This window comes from Luteibacter sp. 329MFSha (genome assembly GCF_900111665.1).
Taxonomy (GTDB): Bacteria; Pseudomonadota; Gammaproteobacteria; order Xanthomonadales; family Rhodanobacteraceae; genus Luteibacter.
This window is the reverse complement of sequence record NZ_FOJE01000001.1, coordinates 964551-979623: the sequence shown is the minus strand read 5'-3', so window position 1 is coordinate 979623 and position 15073 is coordinate 964551. Positions and strand designations below refer to the sequence as shown.

At 68.7% G+C, this 15073-nt stretch carries 14 protein-coding genes; 10 read left to right on the top strand and 4 right to left on the bottom strand.

The features are described from left to right. Positions 1-6: 6 nt before the first annotated feature. Positions 7-345, bottom strand: coding sequence for a hypothetical protein (locus BMW54_RS04315; RefSeq protein WP_090053254.1), 339 nt, complete (start codon positions 343-345; stop codon positions 7-9). 52 nt (positions 346-397) lie between these two features. Further along, positions 398-1120: a murein L,D-transpeptidase catalytic domain family protein gene (locus BMW54_RS04310; RefSeq protein ID WP_217642600.1), complete on the bottom strand. Its 723-nt coding sequence runs from the start codon at positions 1118-1120 to the stop codon at positions 398-400. Between the two features lie 146 nt (positions 1121-1266). On the opposite strand from BMW54_RS04310, the gene BMW54_RS04305 reads away from it, so the two are divergent. Continuing rightward, positions 1267-2985: a L,D-transpeptidase family protein gene (locus tag BMW54_RS04305; protein WP_254779057.1), complete on the top strand. Its 1719-nt coding sequence runs from the start codon at positions 1267-1269 to the stop codon at positions 2983-2985. A gap of 5 nt (positions 2986-2990) precedes the next feature. Here BMW54_RS04305 and BMW54_RS04300 read toward each other — a convergent pair whose 3' ends face one another. Further along, the gene (locus tag BMW54_RS04300; protein WP_090053251.1) at positions 2991-3488 is read right to left on the bottom strand and encodes a DUF421 domain-containing protein; all 498 of its coding nucleotides are present in this window, start codon (positions 3486-3488) and stop codon (positions 2991-2993) included. 147 nt (positions 3489-3635) lie between these two features. On the opposite strand from BMW54_RS04300, the gene BMW54_RS04295 reads away from it, so the two are divergent. The 6 genes from BMW54_RS04295 to BMW54_RS04270 all read left to right on the top strand — a co-directional run bounded on the left by BMW54_RS04295 (position 3636) and on the right by BMW54_RS04270 (position 7669). Continuing rightward, positions 3636-4373, top strand: coding sequence for a 2OG-Fe dioxygenase family protein (locus tag BMW54_RS04295; RefSeq protein ID WP_090053249.1), 738 nt, complete (start codon positions 3636-3638; stop codon positions 4371-4373). 115 nt (positions 4374-4488) lie between these two features. Beyond that, on the top strand, positions 4489-4857 hold the full coding sequence (locus BMW54_RS18910) for a BON domain-containing protein (protein WP_217642599.1): 369 nt from the start codon (positions 4489-4491) through the stop codon (positions 4855-4857). A gap of 16 nt (positions 4858-4873) precedes the next feature. After that, on the top strand, positions 4874-5392 hold the full coding sequence (locus BMW54_RS04285) for a hypothetical protein (RefSeq protein ID WP_090053247.1): 519 nt from the start codon (positions 4874-4876) through the stop codon (positions 5390-5392). A gap of 222 nt (positions 5393-5614) precedes the next feature. Continuing rightward, on the top strand, positions 5615-5965 hold the full coding sequence (locus tag BMW54_RS04280; protein ID WP_090053245.1) for a hypothetical protein: 351 nt from the start codon (positions 5615-5617) through the stop codon (positions 5963-5965). A 9-nt stretch (positions 5966-5974) separates the two neighbouring features. After that, on the top strand, positions 5975-6868 hold the full coding sequence (locus BMW54_RS04275) for a bestrophin family protein (RefSeq protein WP_090053244.1): 894 nt from the start codon (positions 5975-5977) through the stop codon (positions 6866-6868). Positions 6869-6937: 69 nt separating this feature from the next. Beyond that, positions 6938-7669: a response regulator transcription factor gene (locus tag BMW54_RS04270; protein ID WP_254779055.1), complete on the top strand. Its 732-nt coding sequence runs from the start codon at positions 6938-6940 to the stop codon at positions 7667-7669. Here BMW54_RS04270 and BMW54_RS04265 read toward each other — a convergent pair. After that, a complete protein-coding gene (locus BMW54_RS04265; RefSeq protein WP_090053242.1) occupies positions 7659-9428 on the bottom strand; it encodes a hybrid sensor histidine kinase/response regulator in 1770 nt (589 codons plus the stop codon). The two genes, BMW54_RS04270 and BMW54_RS04265, sit on opposite strands and share 11 nt — an antisense overlap. Before the next feature lie 314 nt (positions 9429-9742). On the opposite strand from BMW54_RS04265, the gene BMW54_RS04260 reads away from it, so the two are divergent. The 3 genes from BMW54_RS04260 (at position 9743) to BMW54_RS04250 (ending at position 14896) form a co-directional block, all read left to right on the top strand. Then, a complete protein-coding gene (locus tag BMW54_RS04260; protein WP_090053240.1) occupies positions 9743-11617 on the top strand; it encodes a S8 family serine peptidase in 1875 nt (624 codons plus the stop codon). 23 nt (positions 11618-11640) lie between these two features. Continuing rightward, positions 11641-13956: a YadA family autotransporter adhesin gene (locus tag BMW54_RS04255; protein ID WP_090053239.1), complete on the top strand. Its 2316-nt coding sequence runs from the start codon at positions 11641-11643 to the stop codon at positions 13954-13956. Positions 13957-14173: 217 nt separating this feature from the next. Further along, the gene (locus tag BMW54_RS04250; protein ID WP_254779053.1) at positions 14174-14896 is read left to right on the top strand and encodes a 3-keto-disaccharide hydrolase; all 723 of its coding nucleotides are present in this window, start codon (positions 14174-14176) and stop codon (positions 14894-14896) included. Positions 14897-15073 lie beyond the last annotated feature (177 nt).

Genomic DNA, 15073 nt, shown 5'->3' with positions numbered 1-15073 from the left:
CGTGCCTCAGAGGCAGGAAACGGCTTCCTGACGATAGCGATCGTCGTACTCGCCACCCTTGACCTTCTGGATCTCGTACATGACGACCTGGGCGCCGGCGCCGTTGGCGGTGACGTCGAGGCGCTCGTGCTTGCCGTCGTCGTTCGCGGTCACGCGGCCCTTGTCGTCCTTCGCGTCGCCCTTGGCGTTCTTCGTCAGCGCCTGCCACTTAGGCTCCACGCACTGGACATAGGCCGTCACGCTCTTGCCCGTCTTGCTGCTGAGCTTGGGCAGGGTGTCGGTCATGCCGCTGGTGGCGCACCCGGCGAGGAGGGTGCAGGCGGCGATCGCAAGAACGTGTTTCATGCTGGATTCCACGGTGAGAGTCCGGGGATTCTAGCGCGAGGCCCGGGGGGAATCAGCCGCCGGCCCGAGCGATGGTGTTGGCCTCGGCCTTCGCAAGCTGGCCGTTCGAGCACTTCAGGTAGTTCGACGACGCGAGCCACTTCTTGTCCGGGTAGTACGAGAAGACCATCTGGCCGCCCTTCAACGCATCGATCAGCTGGTGGGCGATCGCCGTACGCACGGCCGGGCAGCCCCAGCTGCGGCCGATGCGGCCCGCGACCTTCGCCATCGCGTCGTTCACGTAAGCGGCGCCGTGGATCACGATCGCGCGGGCCAGCGCCTTGTCGTTCACGCCGGGCTCGAGCCCGTTCATGCGCAGGGAATACCCGTTCTTGCCGTTGTAGGTGTCCGACGTGCGGAACAGGCCTATGCTGGATGCGAGGCTTTCGGGCGCGTTGGAGAATCGGGTCGCGTTGGCGTCGCCGCTGTTCTTGCCGTGCGCCACCAGTTCCTGGAAGAGCAGCTTGCGGTTCACCGTGTCGAACACCCACAGGCGCGGCTGCGACGAGGGCTTGCTGTAGTCGATCACCGCGAGCCGGTCCGACGGTTGCCCGCTCTGGGTCTGGGCGCATTCGGCGGCCTGGACGGCGAGGCCGATCACTTTCGGGTCCGCCGACGGCGCCAGGCGCGCGAGGGCGTCGCCGAGCGAGTCGGCGGCATGGACGGGAGAAGGAAGGAAGAAGAAGGCACCAAGGAGCGGCGCGGACGCGAAAAGCGTGCGAAGCGGTCGAATCATGCCACCAGCCAGAAGAAGTATCCCGGGCATGCTAACGCGCTGATCATTTATTGACCACAACGCCGTCACATCCGTGCCATTCATATACGTGAAGCATTAAGCAAAATCGCAAGTTATTAAGGAATTGATAGGGAATGACTATGGACATGAGGCCGCTTCGCATCGTCGCGTGGGTGGCCCTCGCGGCCACGACCGGTCGGCTCGCCGCGCAGGACGCTTCCCCCGCGGCCTCGGCCGCCTCGCCACCCCCGATCGTTGCGGTCGACCCTGCCGGCAGTGCGAGCGCGGCGCTGGCGCCGCCCGCGCTGGATGATCCGCTCGCGCAGGCGATCTATGCGCGCCTGCAGCAGATGACGCCAATGGGCGCCGGCCCCCTCCCCCGTTCCGACGCGTCCATCGGACGGGCGGTGGCCGACTTCTACGTGCAGCGCCACTACGCCGCCGCGTGGTCGGATGAAGCGAACGCACGCCAGTTGCTCGCGGGGCTGGCCTCGATGGACGGCGACGGTCTTCTATCCGAGGACTACCACCTCGCCGCACTCACGACCCAGGTCGACGCGCACGCCTATGCGTCGGACGACCCGGTCGCGCGCGCGAACTTCGAGATCGATGCGACCAGCGCGTACATCACGGCGCTCGTCCAGCTGGCCCGGGGCAAGGTCGATCCCGCCCGGCTCGACCCGACCTGGAATTTCGATCCCGCCGTCATCGATCCCGCGCAAGGCATGTCCATGCTCCAGACGTCGATCGACGAACGCAGCATCGAACAGGCCTTCGCGATGGCGCGTCCGCAGAACCCGCTGTACGCGCAACTGCGCGACGCACTCGCGCAGTTGCGCAAGAGCGCCGCCGGAGGGGGCTGGCCGTCGGTGCCGGAAGGCCCCTCGCTGAAACCCGGCATGACCGACCCACGCGTCGGCCCGCTTCGCGCGCGACTCGTCGCCGGCGGCTATCTGGCAGCCACCCTCGCCCACGGCGACCGATACGACAACACCGTGACCGACGCGGTGAAGCGCTTCCAGGCCGATCAGTACCTCGAAGCCGACGGCGCGGTCGGGGCGGAAACGCTCGCCGCGCTGAACGTGCCGATCGCCACCCGCATCGGTCAGGTTCGCGCCAACCTGGAGCGCGCCCGCTGGCTCCTGCACTCGCTGCAGGGCACCTTCGTCGTCGTGGACGTCGCCGGGTACAAGATCAGCTATTACCGGGACGGCCAGAAGGTGTGGACCTCGCGGGTGCAGGTCGGCAAGCCGTACCGGAGCACGCCGATCTTCCGTTCGCAGATCACCTACGTCACGTTCAATCCGACCTGGACGATTCCTCCCACGATCCTCAAGAACGACGTCCTGCCGAAGATCCGCCGCAACGGTTCGTACCTCGCGAGCAACCGCATTCGCGTGCTCGACAGCAGCGGCCGCGTGATCCCGCCCTCGCAGGTGGACTGGTCGCGACCGCGCGGCATCACGCTGCGCCAGGACGCCGGCCCGGGCAACTCGCTGGGCCAGGTGGTGATCCGGTTTCCCAACAGTTTCGCCGTCTATCTCCACGACACGCCGCACCAGGAACTGTTCGAGAAGGCCAAGCGCGACACGAGTTCCGGATGCATCCGCGTGGAGAAGCCGCTGGAACTGGTCGAGCTGCTCTTCAACGACCCGCAGACCTGGAGCCGTGGCGCGATCGACGAACGCATCGCGACGAAGAAGACCCAGAACGTCACGCTGCCCACGGCCGTGCCCGTGCTGCTCGCCTACTGGACCGTCGACATCGGCGCGGACGGCAAGCTCGCCTACAAACCTGACGTCTACGACCGCGACCCTGGCCTGATCGCCGCGCTCGACCGGCCGCAACCGCTGCGGGTGCCATAGACGTCTCAGCCCGGACCGGGGACCGACGCGTCCTCCCGTCGGACGAAGGTGATCTTGCCGTTGGGCTCCAGCCGGGCGATCACCACGCTGCCCTCGTGCTCCATGCCCGCCGCATGCAGGGCGCGGTTGAACGCGGCGTCGGGCACCGACTGGCGACGCAGCTCGGCCTCGTCGCGACGCCCGTCGCGGACCAGGATCGCCGGCATGCCTTCGACGAGCCGGTTGAACCACGGGAAGCGTGTGCAGACCCAGCCAAGCGCCTTGTTCGTGACGAGAATGCTCGCGACGCCGATGAAAGCGCCCAGATAACTGTGGTCGTCGCCGATGATCGCCGTACGCAGCGTGCCGCCGGCGAGCACGATGACCAGGACGTCGAACGCCGACATTTCCCCGAAGCTCCGTTTGCCCGCCAGGCGCATCAGCACCAGCAGTCCGAGGTAGGTCAACACGCCGCGGCCGGCGAAATGCCACCACGGCTCCGACAGTTCGAACCACTCGCTCATGACCGCACCCTCTGCGCCTTCACCTGCCCCCGTTGTGACCTCGCGGCCGCAACGACGGAGTGAAAGGCGCTGTCTGGCGCGCGGTCGCTCGCCCTACGGGGCGGTTTGCCGCACCGCCGCGTGCGATGGCGGCCTTATACTGCGGCCATGAACGCATCCGCCGAGCCGAACGACAGCGCCCTTCACGACCGGGTCCGGGACGAGGGCTTCGCCTTCGTTCATGGCGAGGAGATGCGCGGTCTGATCGAGCACGCGGGCAGGCTGAGCGACCTCGACGCCTTCGTGGCGAGCTGGAACGCGCTGGAACCCGATACCTATCTCGCCGCCACCGGCCGTTTCCGCCGGCGTCGCCACGCGACCTACGCCGCCAGCCGCTTCGGCCGCGTGGAGCCGCGTCCGCACCAGGCGCACTACCAGACGCTGGCTTACAACAGCCTGCAGGGCGACATCGAGCGCTGGTTCGCGCCGGTGCTGGAGGAGATCGCCCACGGGCCGACGATGCTCGCCATCCTCGAGTATTGCCACGATTTCTTCGGCGGCCTGTCGCCGGAGATCGCGCAGTGGCATATCGAGGTGCACCAGTTCCGGATCGAGGCGACCGCGGGGGCGGCGGGTGAGCCCACGCCGGAAGGCCGCCATCGCGACGGCGTCGACTACGTCCTGGTCCTGCTCATCGATCGCGAGAACATCGCCAGCGGCACGACGACGATCCATTCGCCCGAAGGGCGTCCCCTCGGCGAATTCACCCTCACCGAACCCTTCGATGCCGCGCTGGTACACGATCCCCGCGTCTTCCACGGCGTGACGCCGGTGACGCCCACCGATCCTGGCAAGGCCTCGCATCGCGACGTGCTCGTCGTCACGTTCCGCCAGGCCACGGGCTGAGTCGGCGATCTTCAGCCGCCAGCCGGTCTCGCGAACGCACCGTCGCTAACCCTGCACCGCCGGTTCACGGGTCCGGCGGCGTACTGCGCATCGTCGCAGCCACCGGTGAACACCCGTGAATCCATGCTACCCCGCCCTCCTCCTCCTGGCCGTCGCGGCGGCATCGCCGTCGTTCGCGCAGGACACGTCGAAGGTCGACAACACCGCCATCAACCAGCGCGATCGCCACGCCGAAAGCGCGACGCCGATGGACCAGCCGAACGATGCCGCCGACATCCGCCTCGCGGCCGCCGTCCGCAAGGCCATCGTCGCGGACGACTCCCTCTCGACGATGGGCCAGAACGTCAAGCTGATCGCGGCCAAGGGCATCGTCACCCTGCGCGGTCCCGTGAAGGACGACGCCGAGAAAGCCCGCATCGAGGCGATCGCGAAGGGCGTGCCCGGCGTCGCCACCGTACAGAACCAGCTCGACACCAAGCACTGACCCGACGAGGCCCCCGATGAAAGCATCCGTTTACTGCACCGCCCGCACCGTGGAACAGGCCGAGCACATCGTGCTCGAACTCAAGCAGGCCGGCTTCACCAGCGACGACATCTCCGCGCTGCTGCCCGATCGCCGGGGCACCCGCGATTTCGCGCACGAGCACAACACGAAGGCGCCGGAAGGGGCGACCACGGGTGGCGTGGTCGGGCTCGGCCTGGGCGCCGGCCTTGGCTGGCTCGCCGGCATCGGCGCGCTCGCCATTCCGGGCGTCGGCCCGTTCATCGCCGCCGGCCCGATCATGGCCGCGCTCGGCGGCGCGGCCGTCGGCACGGCGACGGGTGGCATCGTCGGCGCGCTGGTCGGCATGGGCATCCCGGAATTCGAGGCCAAGCGCTTCGACACCAAGGTGCGCGATGGCAGCATCCTGATCTCGGTCCACACCGAGAGCGGCAACCAGCGCGACGCCGCGCGCGACATCTTCAAGCGCAACAACGCCGACGACATCTCGACGGGTTCGGAAGCCAGCGTCCGCTGATCTATCCACAGGGATTGTGGAAAGTTCCTGCATAACCGTGTGGATAAGTCCGTCGCCGCCTTGCGCGGCGCGGACTTGCGTTCCATTGGTCACACATTCACCGCCCACCGGCTGGAGCGCACGCGGCCGCGATCGGTGCTCGCGGAAGGGTATGTCCTTCATTCTCAAACCCTTCCGCGTCGACCGTGCCACAATGGTGACCCCTCCGTAGCACGTACCGCGATGAACTCGTCCGGCAAATACGATTTCAGGCAGTTCCAGGAAGAGCTGGCCGCCCTCGATCGCCAGTCCGGCAAGATGGAGACCGCGCCGCCGAAGACGGCCAGCGCCGCGACGCCGCCCGCCACGCCGAAGCGCCGGGGCCGGCCGCCGAAGGTCGATCCGCTCGCTCCTGCGCGCGCCGAGTTCGACGCCTTGCGCCAGCGCTACAACCTCTCGGTCGCCGACGTGGTCGCATGGTTTCCGCCCGAGGAAGGCATCGCCTACCTGCAGTCCCTGATCGCGGCGAGCGAGCCGAAGCCTCGCCGGCGGCGGAAAAGCGCCCCCACGGACGTCCCGCCCACGGACGAGTGAGGCGGCGCCATGCATCGTTCCCGCACGCCCAGCGTCCGATCGCTGCTGTTCGCCATGCAGGGGTCGATCATTCCCGTGATCTGGCCGCGCGTGCTCTACACCATGCTCCTGTCCGCCGCGGTGGTCTGGATCGACTACCACGTCGTGTCCATGAAGGTCGGCCTCAACGCCGCGCCGCTTACCCTGATGGGCCTCACCCTCGCGATCTTCCTGGGATTCCGTAACACGGTGGCTTATCAGCGCTGGTGGGAGGCCCGTACGCTCTGGGGCGAGCTGATCATCGCCATGCGCAACCTCGCCCGTCAGGCGGTCACCTTCCTGCCCGGCGAAAGCGCCGCGTCACGCGAGGGCATGACCTCCCGGCTGATCGCGTTCACGCACGCCCTGCGACATCACCTTCGCGGCACCGACGCCGTTTCCGAGATCACGACGTGGATCGGCGACGAACGGGAGCGAGCCGGGATCCTCGCCACCCCCAACCGACCGGCCGCGATCCTCTCGCGAACGGGCGCGGCGCTCGGCGAGGCCATGCGCGCGCGCCACGACGACCCGATCCTCCTTGCCGCGATGGATCGCGAGCTGGGTACGCTGTCGCACGTGCTCGGCGGTTGCGAGCGGATCCACGGCACGCCCATACCGTACGCGTACATCCTGCTGCTGCACCGGACCGTGCACATCTACTGTTTCCTGCTGCCCTTCTGTCTCGTCGGGCTCATGGGCTGGTTCACCCCGCTCGTCGTCGGCGTGCTCGCGTACACGTTCTTCGGGCTCGACGCGCTGGGCGACCAGATCGAAGACCCGTTCGACCTCATGCCGAACGACCTGCCGCTGGACGCGTACTGCGCGACCGTCGAGCGCGACCTCATGACGCTGCGGCGACAAGACCAGGGCGACGCACACTAAGTCCTATCCATCGGGCGGAAGACCTGCTATCAACGATGGCGGGTTTTATCGCTCCGGACCACGTACACCATGATGAATCGACAGCCGCAGGCGCAGGACGGAGCCGCCGCCGCGGATCACGTCCCGCCACCGCATGTCGCGCTCGTAGAAGACGACCACCTGCTGCGCGACCGCCTGGTCGCCCCCGGCCTCCGCGACTTCGGATTCCGCGTCTCCGCGGTGGGGACGGTCAAGGAACTCGAACAGGTGCTGAGCACCGACGAGCCGGATATCGTCGTCCTCGACGTCGGACTGCCCGACGGCGACGGATTCTCCCTCGCGGAACGGCTTCACATGAGTTCACGCATCGGCATCGTCATGCTCTCGGGAAGGCACACGCAGGAGGATCGCGTGCGCGGCCTCAGCAACGGTGCCGACGCCTACCTCGCCAAGCCCGTGGTGATGCACGAACTCGCCGCGACCCTGCGCAATCTCATGCGCCGCCTGCGGCCACCGCCCCTGCGCAGCGTGACCGCGGCCGCGTGGCGACTCGACAGCCAGGGCTGGTGCCTCGTCGCGCCGAACGGCGTGTCGATCGCGCTGAAGGCCCACGAACGGGCCATGCTGCGCGCCCTGCTCGACGTGCCTGGCGAACCGGTGAGCCGTGAGACGCTCATCGCCGCGGTCGGCGGCGACGAACAGTTCGACCCGCACCGCATCGAGGTGCTCGTGTACCGGCTCCGCAGCAAAGTCGGCACGAAGGCCGGGGTCGTGCTCCCGCTCAGCGCGGTACGCGGCAGCGGCTACGTGTTCACGATGTAAGCGCGGGCGCGCGCCGGACACCTTCCAGCAGGCGCGTGGCTTCCGAAACCAGCATGTCGGGTGAGCAGGGCTTGTGCAGGATGGCGATGCCGTCGACCTGCGCGATCGTCGGAGGGAAATGCGACGAGACCACGAGCAGCGGCGTGTCGGGCATCAGCAGGCGCAGATCGTCGATCCATACCGAAGGATCGTTGTCGCCCAGCCGCAGATCGGTGATCACCAGTTCGATCGAGTGCGCGAACTCGGCGGCGAGCCGTAACGCCTGCGCCGCGTTGCCCGCCTCCATCACCAGGAAGCCGTCGCCCTCGAGCCGCTTGCGCCACATTTCGCGGAGGATGTCCTCGTCCTCCACCAGCAGCGTCTGCACGAGCGGCGCCTGCGAGAGATCGTCCCCCGCGTGGCGCGGCACACCGGGCAGCTCGATGACGATCGTCGTGCCATGCCCTTCCTCGCTCTCCACCTCGATGGTGCCGGCACTGTCACGCACCAGATCGCGGACGACCGCGAGGCCCAGGCCGCTGCCGACGTGGGCGGGTTTGGTCGTGAAGAACGGCTCGAACACCTCCTGGCGCACGCGCTCGGGCATGCCGTGACCGTCGTCGCGGAACGTCATGCGGACGCGCCCGCCGGCGGCGGGCACCACGCGGATGTCGAAGCGGCCGTCCGGTTGCATGGCGTCGCGCGCGTTCGCCGCGATGTTGAGGATCATCAGCTCCAGTTGCTCCGGATCGAAGCGGATGTACCGGGCGTCGTCCGCGACCTCCACGCCGAGCGTGGTCGCATGGCTGAAGAGCTGGCGCAGCACGTGTTTCACGTCGCGCAGCGACCGGCGCAGGTCGATCACCTCGACGCGCGCGACGTCGCGCCGCCCGAAGCTGAGGAGCTTGCGACTGATGGCGGCGCCGCGCCGCGCGGCCGCGGCCACCCCGTAGAGAGCGGTCCGCAGCACGGCCGGATCGTCGCTGTCCTCGCGCACCTCGGCGTAGCCTTCGATCACACTGAGGATGTTGTTGAAATCGTGCGCCACGCCACCGGCGAGGCGCCCCACGGCCTCGACCTTCTGCGCATGGATCAGCTGCTCGCGCGACTTGCGATGGGCCGCGATCTCCTCTTCCAGCACCCGGTTCGTCTCGGCCAGGCGCATGCCGCGCCGCTCCGCGCTCTGCACGCTGCCGCGCAACGTCGACACGCACTGGTCGAGCACCAGGGTGATGGCGAGGTAGCTCAGGGCCAGGGGCAGCAGGTTCACCGCGCCCATCAGCGGATGGTTCGTGCCGTGCGCCGACAACCGCAGGACATCCGAGCCGGCGCCCACGGCGAACAGCACGACGAGCACGCCATAGAGCCGCCACAGCGTGCGGCGCCCTAGCACGAGTCCCCCGAGCACGATGCTCAGCACCACGTACGTCTGGTCGAGCATGGCGTTCATCAGGCCGCGGTCGGCATAGGTGACGAACAGCGACAGGAGCATCGTGGCCACGAACAGGCGCGTCGCCGACTCCACCTTGCCCCGGCGGATCTTCACGATACCGGCCCACGCGGCCGCCACCACGAGCACGTCGCCACCGAGGTCCATCCAGTCGGCGAAGGTCAGCGGGTTGGTCAGCACCGCGATCCGGTAGGGCCAGATCAACGGAAGTGTGATGCCGATCATGAAAAGGAGGAGCTGCAACGCGACGCCGTTGCCGCGCGACGTCTCGTCGCCGAACGGAATGTCGCGCAGCCAGTCGATCGCCGGCCTGAAAATCGTCTTCGTCACGCGTTCTCCCGCGATGTTTCATGACAGGCGACCTTTATAGGCGCGATGGCTTCGCGATTCACGCACCAAAACTGTCAATCGACGCCATGCCATGCCTCGCGTCATCCCATCCGTGAGGTTTTGACAGATTCCGACAGAGACGGTGCGTGATCCTGCAACGCGTTTGTCATACGTTCGCCGCTCGTCGTGCCACACGCCGACGATCATCGACGCGATGCAGGGCCGGTCACGCACCGGCCATGGGGATCACGGGCAAACGCAGGGGAATGCATCGCGTCCGCCAACGCCAACACCACCGGGGAGATACCCGCACCATGCCTCGCCTGTCCTTGCGCCTCATCGGCGTCCTCGCCGTGGCCACCGCCGTCCCGGCGTTCGCCGCGCAGCCCGCGTCACATCCCCTTCGGACCATCGACGTCGCCACCACGACGCAGCCGTCGTTCGACCGGTTCATCGTCGCCTATCGCAACGACGGCGATGCGCTCGCCGCGACGCAGACCGCCAGCGTCGCGCTGTCGCGCATGACGTTCGCCTCGGCGAAGGGTGCGCGCCTGGCGCCGCCCACGGTGACCCACCTGCGCAAACTCGCCATCGGCAGCCGCGTGCTGAAGCTGTCGCGCAAGCTGGATGCCAACGAGACGGCCGCGTTCCTCGCCCGCATGGCGGCCGACCCGGCGGTGAAGTCGATCGTGCCCGACCGCATGCGCCAGGCCGTGCGGGACTTCCGCGCCGACGACGTGGTGACGCCCGACGACGAGTACTACGCCAAGGACCAGTGGCACCTGCGCGCGCCCGACGGCACGCCCGACACCGATCTCGCGGTGCCGAACCAGGGCGGCGCGAACCTTCCCGGCGCCTGGAGCCTCGCCGACGGCGACGGCATCACGGTCGCCGTCGTGGATACGGGCATCACGCAGCATCCGGACCTCGACACCTCGCTCGCCGACGCCGGTTACGACTTCATCACCGACGCGTTCGTCTCCGGTCGCGCCAGCGACGGGCGCGCGCCGGGCGGTTGGGACACCGGCGACTGGACGACCGAAGCACCGTGGTCGGACAGCTGCCAGCCCGAACCGAGTTCGTGGCATGGCACGCATGTCGCCGGCACCGTCGCCGAGCTGACGAACAACGGCCTCGGCATGGCCGGCGTGGCGTCCCACGCGAAGGTGTTGCCGGTCCGCGTGCTCGGCCACTGCGGCGGTTACGACAGCGACATCGCGGACGGCATCGTCTGGGCCGCGGGCGGCCACGTCGATGGCGTGCCCGACAACACGCACCCCGCGCAGGTCATCAACATGAGCCTCGGCGGCCAGGGCCAGTGCGTGCCGGACGACCCGATGGCGCAGGCCATCGCGGCGGCCAACGCGCGCGGCGCGGTCGTCGTCGTCGCCGCCGGCAATTCCGGCGACGATTCGGCGTATTACTCACCCGCGAGCTGCCCCGGTGCGATCACCGTGGCCTCGGTCGGCATCACCAGCCGTCTGGCCTTCTATTCGAACTACGGCAAGCCGGTGGCGATCGCGGGACCCGGTGGCGGCATCTACGCCAACGACGGCACCAGCGGCTCGCCGGTCACGAGCGGCTTCGTCTACCAGGCGATCAACGGCGGCGAGACCGTGCCGGCCGAACCGACCTACGGCGGCTACGCCGGCACGTCGCAGGCGACGCCGCACGTCGCGGGCACGGTCGCGCTGATGCAGAGCGCGCGCCTCGCCGCGGGCCAGCCGCTGATGACGCCCGCCGCGGTGGTCAGCGCGCTGAAGCAGACGGCGCACAAGCCGAAGGTTCCGTTCCCGACCGCGACGCCGGCCGGCGCAGGCATCGTCGATGCGACGGCGGCGGTGAAGCTCGCCCTCCTCGGCGACAACTACACGCCGGAACTGACCAACGGCAGCCTGCTCACGAACGTCGCGAGCTACGCGGGTACGTCGCTCTACTACCAGATCGACGTGCCGGCCGGCGCGAAGAGTCTCGTCCTCCGTACCTTCGGCGGTTCGGGCGACGTCACCCTCCAGGTGAAGGTCGGCGCGCGTCCGGCCGACGGGGCCTACGACTACGTGTCCGCGCATGCGGGCAACGCGGAGTCCGTCGTCCTGGCCCGCCCGGCGGCAGGCACGTATTTCCTCCGCGTCCTCGGCGTCAAGGACGCCCTGAACCTCAGCGTGCAGGCGAGCTTCGTCGCCCCCTGACCCACTTCTCCACGGAGACACCCATGAATCGTTCCACCCGCACCACCCTGCTCCCCGCGCGACGCGCGATCGCCGCCGCCATCGCGCTTGGCGTCGCCTGCACCTCTGCACAGGCGGCCGCGCCGCTGACCACCGCGCCTCGCCTCGATGCCGCGCACCGCGTGCTGAGCGCCGCCGACATAGCGCCGGGCGGCTACTTCGCCGCCAACGGCGCGTCCGACGGCAGCGACGATGCTTACGCCGATGGATTCCACAGCGTCGCCATCGGTGCGAGCGCGCTCGCCGCCTCCGATGACGCCACGGCCATCGGCTCGGGCTCCGTCGCCCTCGACACCGGCAGCACCGCCATCGGCACCTCCGCCATCGCGCAGGGCGCCGGCAGCATCGCCCTCGGGCAGGCCGCGAACACCGCCGGCGATTACGCCACCGCGGTCGGTTTCGGCGCCGCCGCGTCGGGTGCCAATGCGATCGCGTTCGGAACGGGCGCCACCGCCGCCAACGCCGGCACCATCGCGATCGGCGGCGTCGCCGTCGACAGCGGCGGCACGCCGCTGTCCGATGAGGTCACCACCGCCACGGGCAATCTCGCCATGGCGATCGGCGGCAGCGCCCAGGCCAACGGCGACAGCGCCATCGCGCTGGGCTCGCTCACCTCGAGCTACGGCTTCGGCGCGACGTCGATCGGCAACGAGTCGACCGCGCAGGGCGACGACTCCACGGCCATCGGCAACGGCGCGCACAGTACCGCCGAAGGCGCCACCGCGATCGGCGGTGCGTCGCAGGTCTTCCCGGGCGTGTTCGACCTCACGACGGCGTCCGGCTACGAAGCCACCGCGATCGGCGCCGCCGCCATGGCCTTGAACGACAGCGCCACCGCCGTCGGCGCGCATGCGCGTGCCGAGGGCGTGGCGGCCATCGCGATCGGCAACAACGCTTACGCGCAGGAGAACAACAACACGGCCATCGGTTACAACGCCGCGGCCACGGGCATCAACGCGATCGCCATCGGCGGCGACAACCGCTCGTCCACCTGGGCGTACGGCACGAACAGCATCGCGATGGGCGACCTCGCGCTGGCCAAGGGCGACGAGTCGGTGGCGATCGGCCACTTCGCCACCGTCAGCGACGACGGCACCAACAGCGTCGCGCTCGGCACCAACTCCGCCACGCGCGACAGCAACGTGGTTTCCGTCGGCAGCGACGGCACGCTGACGAACCGCTGGGGCGAAAAGATCCCGCAGTTCACGCGCCGCATCACGAACCTCGGCGCCGGCGTCGACGCCAACGACGCCGTCAACGTCGGCCAGCTGCAGGCGGCGATCGGCCAGGTCACCGTCGGCGATTCAGCCGTGAACGCCGCCTTCGCCAGCGCGTTCGGTGGCGGCGCCTCGATGGGCATGGCGGGTTTCATCCCCCCCACGTACGCCATCCAGGGCGGTAGCTATAGCAACGTGGGCGACGCGTTCGCCGCCGTCGACGGCGTGCTCTCCAGCGCGCTGCAGGGCATCGACGATATCCGGCAGCAACTCGGCAATGCGCCCGGCGGCGGCCAGCCGGGGAATCCGTCGGTACCGTCCGGCAGCGGCAACGGCCTCGCGGTCGGCGGCGGCAGCGTCGCCACCGATCCGCGCGACACGGCCATCGGCGATCACGCCACCATCGGCGCCGATGGCAGCACCGCCGTCGGCAGCAACGCCACGATCGCCGCGTCGGCCACGAACGCCGTGGCGGTGGGAGCCGACACGTCGGTGACCGCGGCATCGGGCACGGCCATCGGTCAGGCGGCGTCGGCCACCGCGACCAACAGCGTGGCGCTCGGTGCGGGATCCGTCGCGGACCAGGCGAACACCGTGTCGGTCGGCACGGCCGCGAACCAGCGCCGCGTGGTGAACGTCGCCGCCGGCACCGCTCCCACCGACGCCGCGAACGTCGGCCAGGTCGACCAGGCACTCGCCACGGCCAAGTCCTACGCGGACAACGGCGACCAGCAGACCCTCGCACGCGCCAACGCGTACACCGACAGCAAGATCAACAACGGCGTGAGCCGCAGCGACTTCGACACGTTCCGCAACCGCGTCGACGACCGCTTCCACCAGGTGAACCAGCGCCTCGACCGCGTCGGTGCGATGGGCACCGCGCTGTCGCAGATGAGCATGAACACGTCGGGACTTTCCGGCGAGAACCGTCTGGGCGTGGGCGCGGGCAACTACGGCGGCCAGTCGGCCCTCGCGATCGGCTACCAACGCGCTTTCAGCCGAAACCGCGCGAGCGTGTCGATCGGCGCGTCGAGCTCGGGCTCGGAAAGCACGGTCGGCGTGGGCGCGGGCGTGAGCTGGTAAGTCCGCTCGCACGCGGTGACATCGTGCGCCGGGGCGATGGTGAGGGTTTCCACGAGCCCCTTACGTCGCACCGGCGCACGCCGGGCCCACGGCGAGGCGGTCGGTCGTCGCGACGAGGCCCAACGCACGACCCGACGCGCATCACGAATTGGCCACGAGTGGCATCGCCGCCATGACGGAACGCGCTACCCTCGGGGCTTTGCCCCCGGAGTCCGCCATGATTCGAGCTCACGTGAAAGCGATCGTCTTCGCCTGCTGCATCGCCGCGCTGCCCGCCCACGCCGCCACCGACGAAGCGGGGTTCACCTCGCTCTTCGACGGCAAGACGCTCACCGGCTGGCATTCATTCGGGCAGAAAGGCGCGGCGAAGAACTGGACCGTGGTCGACGGCATGATCCACTTCCAGCGCAACCGGAAGGCCGATGCGCAAGATGTCGCGGATCTCGTCACCGACAAGGAATACGAGAACTTCCATCTGAAGCTCGAATGGAAGATGACCCCCTGCGCCGACGCCGGCATCATGTTCAACGTGCAGGAGTCGCCGAAGTACCACCAGACCTGGGAGACCGGTCCGGAGATGCAGATCGCCGACCTGGTCTGCACGAAGCCCGACAGCTACACCCTCTACGAACGCTCTGGCGACCTCTTCGACCTCATCTCCTCGGACATCGAAAACGTCAGGGAGGCCGGTAACTGGAACGCGGTCGAGATCATCGTCGATCACGGCCACGTCCGCTTCATCCAGAACGGCCACACCACGGTGGACACGACGCTGTGGACGCCGGAATGGAACGCGCTCGTCGCGAAGACCAAGTTCGCGAAGATGCCGGACTTCGCCCGCTTCCATAAGGGCCACATCGCCCTGCAGGGCGGCGAGGACAAGGGCGTCGAACCGATCACGTTCGTGTACCGCAACCTGCGCATCAAGGAACTGCCGTAAGGGCACGTTTTCGGCAGGAGTCGCCTGTCCTTCGTTGTCATTCGCGACGACCGGTGGACAAATGGCACGCGCCGCGCATGCCGCGGCGCGTCAACCGCCATGCATCGCCTGTCGCCCATTCGACTCGTCAATCGCACCGCAACGCGCCATTTCCTGTCCAGTGGACATTCACGCCCC

What these genes read in the sequence shown, in the direction of transcription:
- BMW54_RS04315 (WP_090053254.1), bottom strand. Translation starts at nt 345, where the DNA reads ATGAAACACGTTCTTGCGATCGCCGCCTGCACCCTCCTCGCCGGGTGC.
- BMW54_RS04310 (WP_217642600.1), bottom strand. Translation starts at nt 1,120, where the DNA reads ATGATTCGACCGCTTCGCACGCTTTTCGCGTCCGCGCCGCTCCTTGGT.
- BMW54_RS04305 (WP_254779057.1), top strand. Translation starts at nt 1,267, where the DNA reads ATGAGGCCGCTTCGCATCGTCGCGTGGGTGGCCCTCGCGGCCACGACC.
- BMW54_RS04300 (WP_090053251.1), bottom strand. Translation starts at nt 3,488, where the DNA reads ATGAGCGAGTGGTTCGAACTGTCGGAGCCGTGGTGGCATTTCGCCGGC.
- BMW54_RS04295 (WP_090053249.1), top strand. Translation starts at nt 3,636, where the DNA reads ATGAACGCATCCGCCGAGCCGAACGACAGCGCCCTTCACGACCGGGTC.
- BMW54_RS04285 (WP_090053247.1), top strand. Translation starts at nt 4,874, where the DNA reads ATGAAAGCATCCGTTTACTGCACCGCCCGCACCGTGGAACAGGCCGAG.
- BMW54_RS04280 (WP_090053245.1), top strand. Translation starts at nt 5,615, where the DNA reads ATGAACTCGTCCGGCAAATACGATTTCAGGCAGTTCCAGGAAGAGCTG.
- BMW54_RS04275 (WP_090053244.1), top strand. Translation starts at nt 5,975, where the DNA reads ATGCATCGTTCCCGCACGCCCAGCGTCCGATCGCTGCTGTTCGCCATG.
- BMW54_RS04270 (WP_254779055.1), top strand. Translation starts at nt 6,938, where the DNA reads ATGATGAATCGACAGCCGCAGGCGCAGGACGGAGCCGCCGCCGCGGAT.
- BMW54_RS04260 (WP_090053240.1), top strand. Translation starts at nt 9,743, where the DNA reads ATGCCTCGCCTGTCCTTGCGCCTCATCGGCGTCCTCGCCGTGGCCACC.
- BMW54_RS04255 (WP_090053239.1), top strand. Translation starts at nt 11,641, where the DNA reads ATGAATCGTTCCACCCGCACCACCCTGCTCCCCGCGCGACGCGCGATC.
- BMW54_RS04250 (WP_254779053.1), top strand. Translation starts at nt 14,174, where the DNA reads ATGATTCGAGCTCACGTGAAAGCGATCGTCTTCGCCTGCTGCATCGCC.